Annotated in this window: 4 protein-coding genes; 3 read left to right on the forward strand and 1 reads right to left on the reverse strand. The window is 72.7% G+C overall.

From position 1 onward, the window contains the following. The first annotated feature begins 71 nt into the window (after positions 1–71). Genes VSR71_RS04885 through VSR71_RS04895 form a run of 3 tightly spaced genes read left to right on the forward strand, consistent with a single transcriptional unit; the run spans position 72 to position 18,569 of the window. On the forward strand, positions 72–9,365 hold the full coding sequence (locus VSR71_RS04885) for an amino acid adenylation domain-containing protein (protein ID WP_342912792.1): 9,294 nt from the start codon (positions 72–74) through the stop codon (positions 9,363–9,365). Continuing rightward, the gene (locus VSR71_RS04890) at positions 9,358–12,465 is read left to right on the forward strand and encodes an amino acid adenylation domain-containing protein (protein ID WP_342912793.1); all 3,108 of its coding nucleotides are present in this window, start codon (positions 9,358–9,360) and stop codon (positions 12,463–12,465) included. Before VSR71_RS04885 ends, VSR71_RS04890 begins: the two co-directional genes overlap by 8 nt. A 35-nt stretch (positions 12,466–12,500) precedes the next feature. Beyond that, positions 12,501–18,569 (forward strand): amino acid adenylation domain-containing protein, encoded by a 6,069-nt coding sequence (locus VSR71_RS04895; protein ID WP_342912794.1) that lies wholly within the window; start codon positions 12,501–12,503, stop codon positions 18,567–18,569. 21 nt (positions 18,570–18,590) lie between these two features. Here the strand turns inward: VSR71_RS04895 and fhuF are convergent, their stop codons facing one another. Continuing rightward, a complete protein-coding gene (fhuF, locus tag VSR71_RS04900; RefSeq protein WP_342912795.1) occupies positions 18,591–19,322 on the reverse strand; it encodes a siderophore-iron reductase FhuF in 732 nt (243 codons plus the stop codon). Positions 19,323–19,536: the final 214 nt, after the last annotated feature.

Consider the following 19,536-nt stretch of genomic DNA (forward strand, 5'->3'; position numbering starts at 1 on the left):
GATCCGTCATCTCCAACGTTTTCGCCATGTCGTCTTCCGAAGCTCCCTTGCCGGCCGAAACTGGCGCCCTGATGCGAACCCTGCGCGCCGAAGGCGTGCGCCTGCGCCTGCAGGACGGGCGCTGGCGTGTGGTTGGCGACAGCGCGGCCGGCACCGCTGCGCAGCAGGCCGCGGCCGAGCTGCTGGCCACCCGGGCTGCCGAGGCCGATGCCTGGCTGGCCGCGCATCCCGGCTATTTCGACCGCTATTCCGCCGGCCCCGGCCAGCTCGCGCTGCTGGCCTTCCATCGCCGCCATCCGCACAGCGCCGCCTACAACATGGTGTTCGCCATCGAGATCCCGGCTGCCCTGCGCTTCGAACGGCTCGAACAGGCGGTGCGCCACGTGGTGGACTGCCATGAGGCGCTGCATAGCGGCTTTATCGAGGAAGACGGCGAGATCGTGATGGCACGCCCCGCGGGTTTTGCCGCGGAGGTGTCGCTGACCCGCGCCGACGGCCTCGATGAAGCCGGCCTGCACGCCTGGTTCGAGCGCGAAGCCGACGAGCCTTTCGATCCCGATGCGGGGCAGGTCTGCCGTTTCCGCTTTATGGTCTCGCGCCAGGCGGGCGGCGCCGAGCGCATGTGGATGTGTGCGGGCATGCACCATATCGCCGGCGACTACCTCGGCTTCGAACTGGTCTGCGACCAGATCTTCGCCGCCTACGATGCGCTGTGCGCCGGCGAAGCGCCGATGGCGTCGCAAGCCGGCCGCTACCGCGACTGGCTGGCGCGCCAGCGGCAGCTGCTGGCGGGCCCGCGCGGCGCCTCGCTGCGCGCGCACTGGGAGGGCGTGCTCGAAGACGCGCCCGCGGCGCCGGCGCTGCCCGGCACGCTGAACGCGGAAGCGCGCCACCGCGGCGCCGAACTCGAATTCCACCTCACGCCGCAGCAGACCACCGGCCTGCGCGAACTGGCAACGCGGCTGGAGGTCAGCGTCTTCGTGGTGATGCTGGCGCTGTTCAAGACCGTCATGCACCGCGCCAGCGGCGAGGACGACTTCCTGATCGGCACGCCGACCGCCGGCCGCTCTGGCGCGCAGTCCGCCGACCTGATCGGCTTTACGCTGAACACGGTGCCGCTGCGCGCAGATTTCTCCGCCAATCCGGCCTTTGCCGCGGTGGTGCGCGACTGCGCCCGGCAGATGCGCGGCGCGCTGCGCCACCAGCAGTATCCACTGGCGCGCATGGGCGGGGAGGGGCCGCTGTTCCGGCATATGACCACCTTTGTGCCGGTGGGGCCGCGCCATGTGCTGGGCCGCTACCTGTTGCGCGAATACCTCGCCACGCAGCGCGGTGCGGCCAACGACATGAACCTGCGCTGGCAGGACGAAGGCGAGCGCCTGCGCGGGCAATGGCGCTATGACGCCGACCGGTTCGACGCACAGACAGTCCAGCGCCTGGTCGCCACGCTGCGCGCAGCGGTGGACGCAGTGCTCGACAACGCCGACGCGCGTGTCGGGGACCTGCCGCTGCATGAGGCGGCGCTGCTCTCCGACATGCGTGCGGGCAGCATCGCGCGGCACGCCACCGCGCTGGCGGCCTTCGAGGCCGGCGTGCGCGCGCATCCCGAGCGGCTCGCGGTCGATGCCGCCGATGCGCAATGCAGCTACGCCGCGCTCGATCGCGCCGCGGGCGCGCTCGCCGCAAGCCTGCGCGGCGGTGGAGTCCAACCCGGCGAGGTGGTCGGCCTGCTGCTGCCGCGCGGCGCACGCATGGCCGCCGCCATGCTCGGCGCATGGAAGGCCGGCGCCGCCTTCCTGTGCCTGGACGCCGGCCTGCCCGCGGCGCGGCTGGCGCAACTGGCCGCCGATGCGGGCCTCGTCGCCGTGGTGGGAGAGGGCGCGCGGCCGCAGTGGCTGGCGCAAGCCATGCCGGGCGCGGCCTGGCATGTCGCCTCGCTCGCGATCGATGACGCAGCCAGCGCTGCTGCATGGCCTGCCGCCGCTCCGGCACAGCCTGCCTACCTGATCTACACCTCCGGCTCGACCGGCACGCCCAAGGCCGTGGTCGTCACGCAAGGCAACCTCGCGCATTACGCGGCCGGCGTGCTGCATGCGCTGGCGCTGCCGGCAGCGTCGTCGCTGGCATCCCTGTCCTCGGTCACGGCCGACCTTGGCCACACCGCGTGGTTCGGCGCGCTGCTCGGCGGCCACACGCTGCGCGTGCTGGACGACGCGCTGGCCGACGACCCCGAAGCGCTCGCCGAAGCCCTGGCAGCGCGGCCGGTCGATTGCCTGAAGATCGTCCCGTCGCACTTGCGCGCGCTGCTGGCCGTGGCCGATCCGGCGCGGCTGTTGCCGCGTCAGTGCCTGGTGTTCGGCGGCGAGGCGCTCGATGCGGCGGTGGTGGCGCGCGTGCAGGCGCTGCGCCCGGCATGCCGCGCGGTCAACCACTACGGTCCCACAGAAACCACGGTCGGGTGCCTGACGCAGGCGGTGCCTGACGCCGCTGCGACGGGTGCCATTCCCGTCGGCCAGCCGCTTGCCGGCGTCAGCGCCTACGTGCTCGACCGCCACCTGAACCGCGTGCCGCGCGGGGCGGTGGGCGAGCTCTATATCGGCGGCGCCGGCGTCGCCAGCGGCTACCTGCGCCGTCCCGCGCTGACCGCTGAGCGCTTCGTGCCAGACCCGTTCCAGCCGGGCGGCCGCCTTTACCGCACCGGTGACCGCGTGCGCATGGACGAAGCCGGCGCCATCGTGTTCCTCGGCCGTGCCGACGCCCAGGTCAAGATCCGCGGCTTCCGCGTCGAGCCCGGCGAAGTCGAAGCCTGGCTGCGCCAGGCGCCGGGCGTGCGCGATGCTGTGGTGCTGGCGCCGCCGTCGCCGGCAGGTGAAGGGCTGCGGCTGGTCGCCTACCTGGTGTCGGACGCCGGCCTGGATCTCGATACGCTGCGCACTACCATGGCCGCCGCATTGCCGGCGCCGATGCTGCCTGCGGTGTTCGTGCCGTGCGACGCTTTCGCGCGGCTGCGCAACGGCAAGATCGACCGCAAGGCGCTGCCGCCGGTGCCCGGCGAGGCCGCGGCACCGGCGCAGGCGGCCCCGCGTGACGAGACCGAGGCCATACTGGCGCGCCTGTGGTCGGGCGTGCTCGGACGTGAAAGCGTAAGCGCCGACGGCAACTTCTTCGCGCTCGGCGGCGACTCCATCCTGGGACTGCAGCTGGTCGCGCAGGCGCGCAAGGCGGGCCTGCCGCTGACCCCCACGCTGCTGTTTGCGCATCCCACCCCGGCGGCGCTGGCCGCCGTGCTGCGTGCGAACGCGGCACCAGCCGACACGCAGGCGGCTGCCATTGAACAGACGCTGGCAGGACTGTGGCGCGAAATCCTGCACCGCGAGCAGATCGACCGGGACGCCGACTTCTTCGCGCTCGGCGGCGATTCCATCCTGGCGCTGCAGATCGTCGCCAAGGCGCGCGCGCAGCAGCTGGTGCTGGCGCCGAAGGACCTGTTCGCGCATCCGACACTGGCACGCCTGGCCGCCCATCTTGCCGGCCGCGCAAAGCCGGCCAGCGCGTCCGCCACGCCCGCGGCGCCGCAGCCGTTTGCGCTGAGCGGCTGCGACGCGCAGGCGCTGGCGCAACTGCGTAGCGCGCACGGCAGCATCGAAGATGCCTACCCGCTGTCGCCGCTGCAGGAGGGCCTGCTGTTCCACCACCTGCGCGATGGCGGCAACGGTGCCTATGTCAACCAGCTGGTGCTGCAGGTCGACGGTCCGCTCGACACCGAACGCATGGCCGCCGCCTGGCAGGCGCTGCTGGACGACCACCCGATCTTGCGCACCACCTTTGCCGCGGCAGGCAAAGCGGGCGGCGACCGCGCGCTGCAATGCGTGCATGCGCGCGCCACGTTGCCGGTGACCGTGGAAGACTGGCGCGGCGCCGACGCCGACGCGCAGGCCGTGCAACTGGCGGACTGGTGCCGGGCCGACCGCACGCGCGGCTTCGACCCCGCCGATTTGCCGTTGATGCGGCTGGCATTGCTGCGCAACGGCGACGCGGGCTGGTGGCTGGTCTGGAGCCGGCACCACCTGATCGTCGACGGCTGGGGCTCGGTGCAGTTGCTCGACGAGGCACTGGCCCGCTATGCCGATCCGGCGCATGCCCCGGCGCCGCGCCGGCCGTACCGCGACTACATCGCCTGGCTCGCGGCACAGCCCGCATCCGCGCGGCAGGCTTTCTGGCGCGAGGCATTCGCCGGCCTGGCCGGCCCCACCGTGCTGCCGGGCATTGCATCCGCTGCCGCGCACGGGCAAGCCGTGCCGCTGTGCCGCGACCTGGTCCTGCCGGCCGGCCTCGACGCCAGCCTGCGCGCGCTGGCCGCCGCGCACCGCGTCACGCTCAACACCGTGATGCAGGCGGCGTGGGGCATCGTGCTGTCGCGCCACGCCGGCAGCGACGATATCGTCTTCGGCGTGACCTCGGCCGGCCGCCCCGCGGGGCTGGAGGGCGCCGAGCGCATGCTGGGCGTGTTCATCAACACCCTGCCGCTGCGGCTGCGTCCGCAAGGCGCGCTGGCGGTGGCGGACTACCTGCAGGCGACCCAGCAGGCGGCCGTGGCGATGCGCGATTTCGAGCACGCGGCGCTCGCCGAGATCCAGGCCCAGTCAGGCATCGGCGGCGCACTGTTCGATACGCTGATGGTGTTCCAGAACCTGCCCGACCTGGGCGACCGCGCGCGTGAGGTCGCGGGCCTGCGGCTGCGCCAGCACGACAACATCGAGCAGACCCACTACGGCCTGACGCTGGAGGTCATGCCCGACAGCCGCTTCACCATCCGCTTCACCTGCGATGCCTCGCGTATCCACGCGCACCGGCTGGCGCAATGGATGGACGCCTACGCCGCCGTGCTGGCGTCGCTGGCCGCCGGCACCGCGTGCGTGGGCGCCGTCGACATGCTCGATGGCGCCACGCGTGCCAGGCTGCAGGCATGGAGCGCGAGCGACGACACCAGCGTGGCGCGCGCCGCCTTGCAGGACGACTACGTGCAGCGGGTCGCGCGCCAGGTGGCCGCGCATCCGCAGCGAGTGGTGGCGCACAGCGGTACCGAGGCGCTGAGCTATGGCGACTGGTGGGAGCGCGCCGGCCGTGTCGCCGGCGGCCTGCGCGCCGCCGGCGTGCGCCCGGACTATCTCGTCGCGGTGCTGCTGCCGCGTGGGCTGGACTGGCTGGTCGCGCTGGCCGGCATCCTGCGCGCCGGCGCGGCGTGGGTGCCGCTTGACATCAGCCATCCCGCGGCACGCTGGCAGCAGGTGCTGGCGCAGGCCAGGCCCGCCCAGGTCCTGACGGACGCCTGCGGCGTGGCCGCGCTGGACGCCGCCGGCGTTGCCGGTGCCACCACGCTGGCTGCACTGGAAGCCGGGGCGGCGGTTGCTGCAGACGTGCCCCCGCATCCCGCACAGCTCGCCTACGTGCTGTTCACCTCCGGTTCGACCGGCGTGCCGAAGGGCGCGATGGTCACGCGCACCGGCATGCTCAACAACATGCTGGCCAAGGTCGTGCCGCTGGGGCTGGGCGAGGGCGACGTGATCGCCCAGACTGCGCCGCCGTGCTTCGATATCTCGGTCTGGCAGGCGCTGGCCGCGCCGGTATTCGGCGCACGCGTGGAGATCATCGCCGACGACGTGGTGCGCGATCCCGCCGCACTCACGGCGCTGCTGGCGCAGCGCGGCGTGACGCTGTTCGAGCCGGTGCCGTCGCTGCTGCAGGCCATGCTCGACTGCCAGGACGCCGAAGGCCATAATGCGTCGCTGCCGGCATCGCTGCCCGCGCTGCGCTGGGTGCTGCCCACCGGCGAGGCGCTGCCGCCTGCCACCGCGCATGCCTGGCTGGGCCGCTATCCGGGCGTGCCGCTGATGAATGCCTACGGGCCGGCGGAATGCTCGGACGACGTGGCGTTCCATCCCCTGCGCGCCGACGCGCTGGCGCAGGCGGCGCAAGCCACGGACACCGTGCCGATCGGCCGTCCGACCGCCAATGCCGTGCTGCAGGTGCTCGATGCCGACGGCAATCTCGCCGCGCCCGGCGTGGTGGGCGAGGTCGCGGTGGCCGGTGCCGGCGTCGGCCGCGGCTACCTCGCCGATCCGCGCCGCACCGCGGCGGCCTTCGTGCCCGATCCGAGCGGCGCACCCGGCAGCCGCCGCTACCTGAGCGGCGACCTGGGCCGCTGGCGCGAAGACGGCGTGCTCGAATACCTCGGCCGCAAGGACTTCCAGGTCAAGCTGCGCGGCTACCGCATCGAGCTGGGCGAGATCGAAGCCGTGCTCGCCGCGCATCCGGCGGTGCGCCAGGCGCTGGTGACGGTGCACCGTGCCGCCGGCACCGAATGGCTGACCGCGTACTGGCAGCCGCAGGCCGGCCACGCGCAACCCGCGCATGACGGGCTGGAAGCCGAGCTGTCTGCCAGCGTCGCGTCGCGGCTGCCCGCGTACATGGTGCCGTCCGCATGGGTTTGCATGCCGTCGTGGCCGCTCAATGCCAACGGCAAGATCGACCGCAAGGCGCTGCCCGCGCCGCAGGTCTTGGCGCAGGAGGGCGCGGCGCCCGCCACGCCCACCGAGCAGACCGTCGCCGGCATCTGGGAAGCGCTGCTGCCGGGCGTGCGCATCGGCCGCGACAGCCATTTCTTCCGCCTGGGCGGCCATTCGCTGGTCGCCACGCGCGTGGTGGCGCGGCTGCGCGCCGCCGGCCATGCGCAGGCTACGCTGCGCGATGTCTTCGAGGCGCCGGTGCTGCGCGACTTCGCAGCACGGCTGGATGGTGCCACGCCTGCGGCGGCGATGCCCGAGCTGATCCCGGTGCCACGTACCGCGCGCATGCCGGTATCGCTGGCGCAGCAGCGGCTGTGGCTGGTCGAACGCCTGCAGGGCAACGCCGGCGCGGCCTATAACATGGCCGGCGCGCTGCGCCTGCGCGGGCCGCTGGACCTGGCCGCGCTGCGCCAGTCGCTGGCCGCCGTGGCGGCGCGCCACGAGATCCTGCGCACCGCCTATCCCGACGACGATGGCGAGCCTTACGCACGCATCGATGCCGCCGCCGACACCGGCCTGCCCGTGATCGACCTGCAGGCGCTGGCGCCCGAAGTACGCGAAGCGGCGCTGCGCGAGGCCATGCAGGAACACGCATCGCGCCCGTTCGACCTTGGCCGCGCGCCGCTGTGGCGCACCACGCTGCTGCGCTGCGCGCCGCAGGAACACGTGCTGCTGGTTGCCATGCATCACCTGGTGTCGGACGGCTGGTCGGTCGGCCTGCTGGTCAACGAGATCACCCACGGCTACCGGCGCGCGCTGGCGCCGCAGCAGGTCGCGCCGCTGCCGCCGCTGGCGCTGCAATACGCCGACTATGCCGCGTGGCAACGCGACTGGCTGCGTGGCGCCGCGCTGGAGCGGCTCGCCGCCTACTGGCGCGGCGCGCTTGCCGGCGCACCGGCGGCGCTGGCAGTGCCGGCCGACCGGGCGCGCCCGCCGGTGGCGCGCATGGAAGGCGACGCCGTGGCGCTGCGGATCGGCGGCGAACGCATGGGGCAGGTGCATGCGCTGGCGCGCGCCGAGCAGGTCACGCCATTCATCGTGCTGCTGGCCAGCTTCCAGTGCTGGCTGCACCGCGGGACCGGCATGGACGACCTGGTGCTCGGCACCGACGTCGCCGGCCGCCACGATGCCGCGCTCGAGCCGCTGATCGGCTTCTTTGTCAACGTGCTGCCGCTGCGCTCGCGCCGCATCGCCGGCGCCAGCTTCCGCGACGTGCTGGCGGCGTGCCGGCGCGACGTGCTGGCCGCCTTCGAGCACGACGGCCTGCCGTTCGACCGCATCGTCGAGGCGGCGGGCGTGCCGCGCGACCGCAGCCGCAATCCGCTGGTGCAGGCGCTGTTCGTGCTGCAGAACACCCCGGTAGGGCAGTTCGGCATGCCCGGCGTGGAGGCCGCGATGCTGCCGCCCATCGAACGCACGTCGAAGTTCGACATGGCGTTGTTCCTGGAACCCGAGAGCGAACAGGAAGCGGCGCCGCTGCGCGGCGACTGGGTCTTTGCCAGCGCGCTGTTCGAATCCGCCACCGTGGCGCGCTTCGCCGCCGAATGGCTGGCCATGCTGGAAGCGCTGCTGCGCGCGCCGGACCAGCCCGCCGACCGCGTCACCGCGCACGTCCCGGGCGCCGCGCGCCCGTCCCAACCGAAACCCGAGGAGTCCCGAACCATGGAAACCAGCCAACGCATGGCGGCCAAGCTCGACCAGCTCAAGTCGCTGGCGAGGCCACGCCCGGCCGCCGCTGCTCCCGCGGCTGCAGCGCCGGTGCCGCAGGCGAGCGCAGCCGACCCGGCCGGCCAGGTGCGGCTGCGCCCGCTGCGCGCCGGCGAAGTCTTCCCCATCGTGATCGAGCCGGCGGTGCCGGGCCTGGACCCGGTGGCATGGGCCGCGCGCTCGCGCGAGCTGGTCGCCGCGACGCTGCACCGGCACGCAGGCATTGTCTTCCGCGGCTTCGACCTGCCCAACCCGCAGGCCTTCGAAGCCTTCGCCGAAGCCATGCACCCCGGCCTGTACGGCAGCTATGGCGACCTGCCCAAGAAGGAGGGCGGGCGCAACACCTACCGCTCTACGCCGTACCCCGAGCGCCAGATGATCCTGTACCACAACGAAAGCGCGCACCTGGAGCGCTGGCCGCGCAAGCAGTGGTTCTTCTGCGAGCTGCCCTCGGCCGTGGGCGGCGCCACGCCGATCGTCGACTGCCGCGAACTGCTGCGCCGCCTGCCGTCCGCGCTGGCGGAAGAATTCGCCCGCAAGCAGCTGATGTACGTGCGCACCTTCACGCCGCGTCTGGACGTGGACTGGCGCGACTTCTACAAGACCGAAGACCGCGCCGAAGTCGAGGCGCGCTGCCGCGCCGCCGGCATCGACTGCCGCTGGCTGGATGGCGACGTGCTGCAGACCCGCACCGTTTGCCCGGCCATCGTCAGCCATCCGGTCACTGGCGAACGCAGCTTCTTCAACCAGGTGCAGCTGCATCACGTCTCGTGCCTGGAGGCCGACGTGCGCGAAGACCTGCTCGAGATGGTCGGCCTGGAGCGCATGCCGCGCCACGTGATGTTCGGCGACGGCACGCCGATTCCCAACGAGGCAATGGCCCTGATCGGCGAGCTGTACGAAGCCTGCGCCGTGCGCTTCGACTGGCAGCGCGGCGACGTGGTGATGCTCGACAACATGCTGGCAGCGCATGCGCGCGATCCCTATGAAGGCCCGCGCAAGATCGTTGTGGCGATGGGCGACATGTTCGACCGCAAGCAGCTGGACGCCGAGCCCGCCGCCGTGCGCCCGCAGGAGAACGCCGATGCCTGAGATGCATGACGCCTGGAGTCCTACTCCCGAACAACAGGCCGCCTGGCAGCAATGGCGCAATGCGCCGGCGCCGCAAGCGCATGTGGTGCGCATCGCGTTAGGTTGCCAGCCCGAGCCTGCCGCGGTTGACGCCGCGCTGGCAGTGCTGCGCGAACGCCACGACGTGCTGTGCATGGCTTACATCGACGATGGCAGCCAATTGGTGGCGTGTGTGCCGCAAAGCGGCAGCGGCGCGGCGACGATCGTCGTCGCGGACGGCGCAGCGCCGGCGCTGCCTGTGCTCGATCCGGCGCAGGGCGATGTGGTGCGCGCCTGCCTGTGCCCGCTGGCCAGCGGCGGTGCCATGCTGTGGCTGCTGGTCAGTCCGCTGGCGGCGGACCGCAACAGCGTGCTGCGCCTCGCCGAAGCCGTACGCGGCGCATTGGAGGCCCCTGCCGCGGACGACGCCGAGTCGCTGCAATACGCCCGATACGCCGACTGGCAGGAAGGCGCGCGCCTGGGCGAGGACGGTACCGGCGACGCCGGCCGCGGCTACTGGCAGGCACAGGCGGTCGGCCTGCCCGCGCCGCTGCGCCTGCCCGACGCGCTCGCTGGCGTTTCCACCACGCTCGCCACGTCCGCCACGTCTGGCGAAAGCTGGCGCCACACGCTGCACGCCGCGCACCGCCAGGCACTGGAGGCGACCGCGCGCCAGCTCGGCACCACGCCCGAGCGCGTGCTGCAGGCCGCATGGTGGACCATGCTGGCGCGCCTGTGCGCGCAGCCGGCATTCAGCGCCACGTGGCTGCACGACTGCCGCCGCGACTATGACGTGATGGCCGGCGCCGCCGGCGTGTTCGTCAAGGCGCTGCCGCTTGGCATGCAATGGGATGACGAAGCCAGCCTGCGCCACCACTGGCAGGCATGGCTGCCGACGCTGGATGGCCATGCCGCGTGGCAGGAAGCGTGGCTGCCCGGCGATGCCGGCCCGCGCATCGGGTTTGCGGTATCGCCGTTGCCCGCCGGAGGGATCGCGCTGGCCAGCCCGGCGTGGCCCGGCTTCGACCTGGTGTGCGAGGCACTGGACGACGGGCAGGGCATGGCCGCGCTGGCGCTGCATGCGCAAGCCGGCGCGCTGCATCCGCGGGTGGCGCCGTGGCTGCTGTCTCATCTCGCCGCGCTGATGGGCACGCTGCCGGCCGCACTGGACGCGCCGCTGCCGTCGCTATGGTGGCCGGCTGACGATACCTTGCGCGTGCCGCAATGCTGGACCGGCGAGAAGCCGGCCGCGGCGGGCGACTCGCTCCTGAACCGGATCGCACAGCATGCACGCAGCACGCCGACGGCGCCTGCGCTGGATGCCGCCGACCTCGTGCTCGACTATGCCGGCCTGCAGCGGACGGTGCACGCCGCCGCGCAACGGCTGCGCGCGCTCGGCGTCGGCCCCGGCACGCGCGTGGCGTTGGCATTGCCGCGCAGCGGCGCACTGGTAGCCAGCCTGCTGGCGGTATGGGCCGCCGGCGGCGCCTATGTCCCGCTCGACCCGGCCTGGCCGCAGGCGCGGCGCCGCAGCGTGCTGGCGCAGGCAGCGCCGGTGCTGACGATCGCGCAACAGGCGTCGCCGGACGACGATACCGTGGTCAGTGCCGATGCGTTGCTGGGCACAGCTGCATCAGCAGCAGAGGTTGCGGTGACGGTCGATCCCGATGCCCCCGCCTACGTACTGTTCACCTCCGGCTCCACCGGCGAGCCCAAGGGCGTAGTGATCGGCCATGCCCAGATCAGCCACTACACCGCGGCGGCTTGCGATGCGCTGTCGCTGTCGTCGTGCCAACGCTTCGGGTTGACATCGTCCGTGGCGGCCGACCTCGGCAACACCACGCTGTTTGCCGCGCTGTGGCAGGGCGGTTGTCTGGTCGTGGCGAGCGATGACGACATGGCCCATCCCGCGGCCTTTGCCCGCTACCTGCGCGGCCGCGTGGTCGATGCCATCAAGATCGTGCCGTCGCACCTGGCGGCGCTGCTGGAAACGGAAGCGCCCGCGGTGCCGGCCACCGTCATCCTTGGCGGCGAGCCGTTGCCCGCCAGCCTGGTCGACACGCTGCGCCGCCACGCGGCCGGCTGCCGCATCTTCAACCATTACGGTCCGACCGAAACCACCATCGGCGTGATGGTCCATGCGCTGGACAAGGAGTTGCCGGCGTGGCCGGCCGGCACGGCACCGCTGAGCCGCGCGCTGGGTGCGACCCGCGTGCGCCTGCTGGACGATGCGCTGCGGCCGGTGCCGGCTGGCGTAGCCGGGCAGCTTTACGTCGGCGGCCCGCAACTCGCGCACGGCTACCTCGGCCGGGCGGACCTCGATGCGGCGGCGTTCGTCGACGATCCTTTCGCTGCCGGCGAGCGCCTGTACCGCACCGGCGATCTCGCGCGCGCCACGCCCGCTGGGCTGCAACTGCTGGGCCGCGCCGACCAGCAGGTCAAGATCCGCGGCATCCGCGTCGAGCCCGCGGAAGTCGAAGCCGCGCTGCTGGCCCAGCCCGCGGTCGCGCAGGCAGCGGTGTGCGCGGTGGCGGGTCCCGGTGGCGAAGCCGTGCTGTGTGCGTTCCTCGTGCCGGCAGCGGGCAGCGCCATCGACGCCGCCGCACTGCGCCACACGCTGGCCGCGATGCTGCCCGACGCGATGGTGCCGGCGCGCTTCGTTCCGCTGCCAGCGCTGCCGCGCCTGCCCAACGGCAAGACCGACCGCGTCGCGCTGCGCGAGCTGGTCCCCGCCGACTGTGCGCCAGCTCCGGCCGCGGCGCCCGCATCCGACGCGGTGGAAGCCCTGGTGTGCGCGCTGATGGCCGAGCTGCTGGAACAGGGCCAGGTCGACCCGCACGCCGACTTCTTTGCCCTCGGCGGCCATTCGCTGCTGGTGATCAAGCTCGTGGCCCGGCTGCGCCGCCGGCTGCAGGTGGAGATTGCACCCGGCGTGGTGTTCGACCACCCGACCGCGCACGCGCTGGCCGCTGCCATCAGGCAGGAAGCCGCGGACAACGACCTCGACACGCTGGCGCACACGGCACTGGCCGCTGCTGCACCGCCTTCGCAGGCCGCGGTGCCGGGCGCGATGGTGGCATAAGCGCTCCCTGAAATCCATTGACCGATCCCGCCCCCATGTCAGACGCATTGAGTACCGCGCACGCACAAGCCGCCGCACAAGCCGCCGCACAAGCCGCCGCGCAAGCCGCCGCGCAAGTCGCCGCACGCTTCGCCCGGCTGGAGCCGGCGCAGCGCGCCGCCTTCCTGGCCGCGCTGCACGGCAAAGGCGTGGCGTTTTCCACGCTGCCCATCGTGCCGGCGCCGCGCGCCGGCGCGCTGCCGCTGTCGTATGCGCAGCAGCGCCTGTGGTTCCTGCAGCAGCTGGAGCCCCTCGGCACCGCCTATCACATGCCGGGCGTTTACCGGCTCGAAGGCCCGCTCGACGCCGCGGCGCTGCGCCGCGCGTTCGCGCAGATCGGTGCACGCCATGAAGTGCTGCGCACCACCTATCCGACCGATGCTGCCGGCGTTGCCTGCCAGCACGTGCATGAAGGCCTGCCGCCGCCCTTTGCGGTCATGGACGCCGATCCGGACGGCCTCGACGCAACGGTCGATCGCATAGTCCATGAGCCGTTCGATCTCGTTGCCGGACCCCTGTGGCGCGTGGCGCTGATCCGCGAGAGCGAGCAGTCGCACGTGCTGGTCGTGGTGCTGCACCATATCGTCGCCGACGGCGCGTCGATCATCCGCCTCGCTGCCGAACTGGCCGCCTGCTATGCGGGCACCCAAGCGGGCCTTCCGCCATTGCCGGTCCAGTACGCCGACTATGCGGCCTGGCAGCGCAACTGGATGGAGGCCGGCGAGGCCCAGCGCCAGCTCGGCTACTGGCGCAGTCGCCTGGGCGACAGCACTGGCGCCGCGCTCGACCTGCCCGCCGACCGCCCGCGCCGCGCCGCGCGCAGCGGCGAGGGCGCCGAGCACGTGTTCACCATTCCTGCCGCCGTGGCCGAAGCATTGCGCACGCTCGCCGCGTCGCGCCGCGCAACGCTGAACATGGCCCTGCTGGCCGCCTACGCGGTGCTGCTGGGCCGCTATACCGGCCAGTCCGACCTGCGCATCGGCGTGCCGGTGGCCAACCGCCAGCGCAGCGAGACCGAGGCGCTGATCGGCTGCTTCGTCAACATGCAGGTGATGCGGGCCGAGGTCGACCCGGACCAGCCGTTCACCGACCTGCTGGCACGGCTCGCCACGCAGGCCGCCGCGGACCAGGAGCACCAGTCGCTGCCGTTCGACCTGCTGGTCGAGGCGCTGCAGCCCGAGCGCAGCCTCGGCCAGCCGGCATTGTTCAACGTCACCTTCGACCATCGCACCGCCGGCGCCGCGGCACTGCCCCAACTGGCGGGGCTGCGCGTCACGCCGCTGGAGCTGCCGGTCACCACCTCGCGCTTCGAGCTGAGCCTGGCCACGGCCGAACTGGCCGATGGCAGCCTGTGCGGCCGCATTGCCTACGCGGCCGACCTGTTCGATGCGGCCACCGTGGCGCGCATGGCGGGGCACTATGTGCGCCTGCTGCAGGCCTTCGCGGCCGATCCGGCGACGACACCCGGCATCGCGGTGCTGCTCGCCGACGCCGAGCGCGCCGAACTGGCACGCTGGAGCCGGCCCGACTGCCCGGCAACGCCGTTCGTGGCAGTGCATGCGCAGGTGGCCGCGCACGCGCGCCGCGCGCCAGCTGCGCCGGCAGTGCTTTATGGCGATGACGTCCTGACCTATGGCGAGCTCGAGCGCCAGGCCAACCGGCTGGCGCACCGGCTGATCGCGCAAGGCATCGGCGCCGAGTGTCGCGTCGGCGTGGCGCTGAACCGTTCGCCGCGCATGCTGGTGGCGCTGCTGGCGGTGCTCAAGGCCGGTGCCTGTTTCGTGCCGTTCGATCCCGCCTATCCGGCACGGCGCCTGCTCGACATGCAGGAAGATGCCGCGCCGCGGCTGCTGCTGACCGAGCGTGCGTTGGGCGATGCCTTCCCGGTCGCGCCGGACCTGCCGGTGCTGCTCGCCGACGACGGCGGCGATGCATCGTGGCCCGAACATGACCCAGGCGTGGCGATCCATGCCGAACAGCTTGCCTACGTCATCTACACCTCCGGCTCGACCGGCCGGCCCAAGGGCGTGGCCGTGGCACACGGTCCGCTGGCGATGCACGTGGTCACCACGGCCGCCTGCTACGACATCACCGCGGCCAGCCGCGAGCTGCATTTCCTGTCGTTCAGCTTCGACGGCGCGCATGAGCGCTGGATGGTGCCCCTCGCCAGCGGTGCCAGCATCGTGCTGCGCGACGACACGCTGTGGAGCGTCGAGCAGACCTACGCCGCGCTGCGCCGCCACGCCGTCACGCACGCGGGCTTTCCGCCGCGCTACCTGCACCAGTTGGCCGCGTGGGCCGAGTCGCAAGGCAACCCGCCGCCGCTGTGGCTCTATTCCTTCGGCGGCGAGGCCATGCCTCGCGCCGGCGTGGAACGGCTGACGCAGGCGCTGCGGCCGCAGCACATCATCAACGGCTATGGTCCGACCGAAACCGTGGTGACGCCGCTGGTGTGGAAGGCCGCCGCAGGCGAGGCCGCCGCGCAGGTGACCGGCGCCTATGCGCCGATCGGCAGGCCGGTCGGCACGCGCAGCGCGCACGTGCTGGACAGCCGGCTGGAGCCAGTGCCGGTCGGCGTGCCGGGCGAGCTCTACCTCGGCGGCGAAGGGCTGGCGCGCGGCTATCTCGGCCGCGCCGGCATGACCGCCGACCGCTTCATTCCGGATCCCTTCGGCGCGGCCGGCGCGCGCCTGTACCGCACCGGCGACCTGGTGCGCTGGCGCCCGGATGGCTGCATCGAATATCTCGGCCGCCAGGACCACCAGGTCAAGATCCGCGGCTTCCGCATCGAGCTGGGCGAGATCGAGGCGCACCTGCTGGCCCACCCCGAGGTGCGCCAGGCGGTGGTGCTGCCGCACGAGACGCCGGCCGGCACCCGGCTGGTCGGCTACGTGGCCGCGCCCGCCACGGTGCAGGCCGATGCGCTGCGCAGCGCGCTCGCCGCGGCCTTGCCCGACTACATGGTGCCGGCCGCGGTGCTGCGGCTCGACAGCCTGCCGGTCACGCCCAACGGCAAGCTCGACCGGCGCGCGCTGCCTGAGCCGCAGTGGCAGGCCGAGGCCGCCTACGCCGCGCCGGTGTCGGCACCGGAGCGGATGCTGGCGGCGGTGTGGGCGGACGTGCTCGGCGTCGCGCAGGTGGGCCTGCACGACAACTTCTTCGCGCTTGGCGGCGACTCGATACTCAGCCTGCAGATCGTCGCGCGCGCCCGCCTCCAGGGTTGGCGCCTGACGCCCCGGCAAGTGTTCGAGCACCAGACCGTGGCCACGCTGGCGCAAGTGGCGCAGCGCGTGGACGTGACGGCGGAGGATGCCGCCAATGACGCGGCGGAACACGGCGCGGCGCCGCTGATGCCGGTGCAGCGCGCGTTCCTGGGGCAGCCGCTGGCCGCGGCCGCGCGCAACCGCTTCAACCAGTCGGTATTGCTGCAGTCCGGGCGGGCCATCGACACGGCGGCGTTGCGCGCCGCGCTGGCTGACGTGGTCGGCCACCACGCGGCATTGCGCTTCCGCTTCAGCCATGCCGAAGACGGCTGGCGGCAACAGGCCGTTGCGGAAGCCGCCGATGCGTTCGTGCTGACGACGCTCGCAGCGCCCGACGCGGCGGCCATCACCGCTGCCTGCGATGCCGAGCAGGGAAAGCTGGATATCGAGCACGGCCCGCTGCTGCGCGCGCTGCAACTTCACGTTGCGGACGGCAGCGAGCGGCTGTTCCTGGTCTGCCATCACCTTGCGGTGGACGGCGTGTCGTGGCGCATCGTGCTGGAAGACCTGCAGGCGGCGTACGCCGCGCGGCTGGCCGGGCAGGCACCGGCGCTGGCTCCGGTCGCCGCCAGCTATGCAGCATGGAGCCGCACGCTGGCCGGCCCGGCGCGCGCGCTGTTTGCCGGCGAAGGCGCTTACTGGCAAGCGGTGGCAAAGGGCGACCTGGACCTGCCCGCCGATGCACCCGACGCGTCGCAGCCTCGCGCCGAAGGCGCCCGCACGGCCAGTTTCGCGCTCGACGCGGCCACCACCGACGCCTTGCTCCGGCGCGCCCACGCCGCTTACCGCACCGGCGTCAACGACGTGCTGCTGGCAGGTTTCGCGCGCGCGTTGTGCGCCTTCACCGGCCGCGACGAGGTCCGCATCCATGTCGAGGGCCACGGGCGCGAAGCCGAAGCGGCCGGCACCGCGCTCGATCTCAGCCGCACGGTCGGATGGTTCACCAGCATCTGGCCGGTGCGCCTGGCCAGCGTCGATGACCTTGGCGACACCATCGCGGGCGTCAAGGAAGCCTTGCGCGCGGTGCCGCGGCAAGGGCTGGGCTACGGCGTGCTCGGGACCGCCGCGGCGGCCCCGCAGGTGCTGTTCAACTACCTGGGCCAGTTCGACGGCAGCCTGCGTGCCGACGCGGGCGGCTGGCAGGCGGCGGCGGAGGACACCGGCAGCGGCGTGTCCGCCGGGATCCCGTTGCCGGCACCGCTGGCCTTCGACGGCCGGGTCCAGCATGGCTGCCTGCAGTTCCGCTGCACGTATCGCGGCGGCCAGTTCCGCGAGGCCACCATCGACGCACTGCTGGCGCGCATCGCCCAGGCCTTGCGCGACGTGGCATCGCATTGTGTGGCGCAACCCGCCACGCGGCTGACGCCGTCGGACGTGCCGGCCAGCGGCTTGTCGCAGTCGCAGCTGGATACGCTGGCGCTGGCCGCCGACGAGATCGAGGACATCTGGCGGCCGACGCCGATGCAGCGCGGCATGGTGCGCCATGGCGCGCGCCATCCGGCATCGCCGGCGTACATGGTGCAGGTGCAGGCGACCATGGACGGCCTCGACGTCGAGCGCATGGTCGCGGCATGGCAGGCTGCGCTGCGGCGCCATCCGGTGCTGCGCGCGCGCGTGGCCTGGCTGCCGGGCCCTGACGGGGCCGAGCCCCTGCTGGTGGTGCCGGTCCAGGCGCAGCTACCGGTCACCCGCCACGACTGGCGCGGCCGCGGCGACCGGGGCAAGCGGCCGCAGTCCGCCGCCGACGATAAGGCATGGCAGGCGCTATGCGAGGCCGAGTTCCGACAACCCTTCGACCTGTGCCGCGCACCGCTGATGCGGCTGACGCTGGTGCGCATTGCCGACGACGCGTGGCGTTTCCTCTGGACCTGGCACCACCTGCTGCTGGATGGCTGGAGCATGTCGCGGCTGCTGGGTGAAGTGCTGCGCGGCTACGACGGCGAACTGCCTGCCCAGGCGGCCTCGTCGCTGCGCCGTTACGTGGCGTGGCAGCAGGCGCAGCCCGGCGCGGACGAGCATTGGAAGACGCGGCTGGCGCCGCTGCAGCGGCAGCCGGTGCGCATCACCCGCGAGATCGCGCCCGCGCAGCGCGGCCAGCGCATGGGCGCCGTCGAGCAAGTGGTGCAGGCCGACGCGCTGCGCACGCTGGCCGCCTTTGCCAGCCGCCAGCATGTCACCGTCAACACGCTGGTGCAGGCTGCCTGGCTGCTGGCGCTGCGCCAGGCCACTGGTGCCCGCACGGTCGGCATGGCGGTGGTGGGTTCGGGGCGTTCGGCGGAGCTGCCCGGCATCGAAGACATCATGGGCCTGCTGGCCAGCACGCTGCCGCTGGTGCAGGACCTGCCCGACACGCTGCGCGTGGCCGAGTGGCTGCCGGCGCTGCAGGCCGACAACCTGGCCCTGCGAGAGACCGAGCACGCGCCGCCGGCGTGGCTGCAGTCCTGGGCCGCGGGCAGCGACGACACGGCACAGGCGCCGTTCGACACCATGCTGATCTACGAGAACTACCCGGTCGACAGCACGCTGCGCGAAACCGAGCGCGGCGCGCTGCGTTTCAGCGATGTCGACAACCGCGGCCAGATGAGCTACCCGGTGACCGCCATCGTGATCCCGCGCGAAACGCTGACATTGCGCGTGGAATACGACACGGCGGCGCTTGACGACGCCGCGGCGCAGGACCTCGCACGGCAATGCCTGGCGCTGTTGCTGGCACTGCCGGCACTGGCCGAGGCGACGCTGGCCGAGCTGCCGGCACGCATCGCCGGCGGCGGCGAAGGCCGGGCCAGCGCGCTGGCGGCGTAAGGGGAGCAGGAGGCGATGGTTTCAGCGCAGCAGCTGGCGCGGGCAGTCGCCGCACAACGGGAAGCCGTGCAGCCGGTAGCGCAGGCAGCACAGCCGGCGCAGCCACAGCGTGGTGGTGCTGCCGTCGCGGGTCACGCGGTGCGCGCGCATCGGCGCATGCAGCGGGTTGTCGCTGCCGTCGGGGCGCATGCGGGTGTCCATCAGCCACGCCGCATCGTGCGCCAGCGTGGCCTCGGTGGCCGGCAGGCCCGGCCGCAGCAGGCCGGGCGCATGGCGGAACACCTCGGCGATGACGGCACCGGCATTGGCCCACAGCAGCCGCGGCGACGCGCCGCTGGCCGCGGCAAGCGCCTGTACCAGCGGTGCCAGCAGGTCGTCCAGCAGCGGGCCGTAGCGCTGGTGCGGGGGCGCTCGGTGCAGTGCGTTGCCGCCATGCGGCAGCAACAGTGTCACGGCGCGGCCGTGCCGGTCGACCCGGATCGCTGCGTCGCGCAGCGGGAGCACGTGGTGCGCCAGCGCGGCGGCGGCGACCACGCCGGGCAGCAGCGACGCAAAGCCATGCCGCGCCCAGACCGAGCCGGTCACGCGCGAGTCGATGCTGCCGTGGTGCGCGGCGCTGGCCTGCAGCGCCCCGGCGAGGGTGCCTGCGGACGAGGAGCCGAGCGCGGCGATGGTGATGTCGGCAGGCGCGGGCGGGCCTGCCGCCACGGCTTCGGCGTATTGGCGCAGCGGCCCCGGAAACAGTTCAAGCAACAGCGGTAGCGGTAGTAGAGCAGACAAGAGACAGCCCTGAACGGCGTTGTTTTTGTGCATTCAACGCCATCTTTCAAGTTGAAGATGAGAATGATTATCAGGTATATTCGCAATTACATTTGTAGAGACAATCCCGTACCCGGGCGTTTTCCTCATCGTCGGCAGTGGCAACGCCGCGGTGGCGAAGCGCTTGCGGCCATGCCGAGTCCACGGC

Origin of the sequence: Cupriavidus oxalaticus, from assembly GCF_038900635.1 — a bacterium.
GTDB classification, from domain to species: Bacteria; Pseudomonadota; Gammaproteobacteria; order Burkholderiales; family Burkholderiaceae; genus Cupriavidus; species Cupriavidus oxalaticus_B.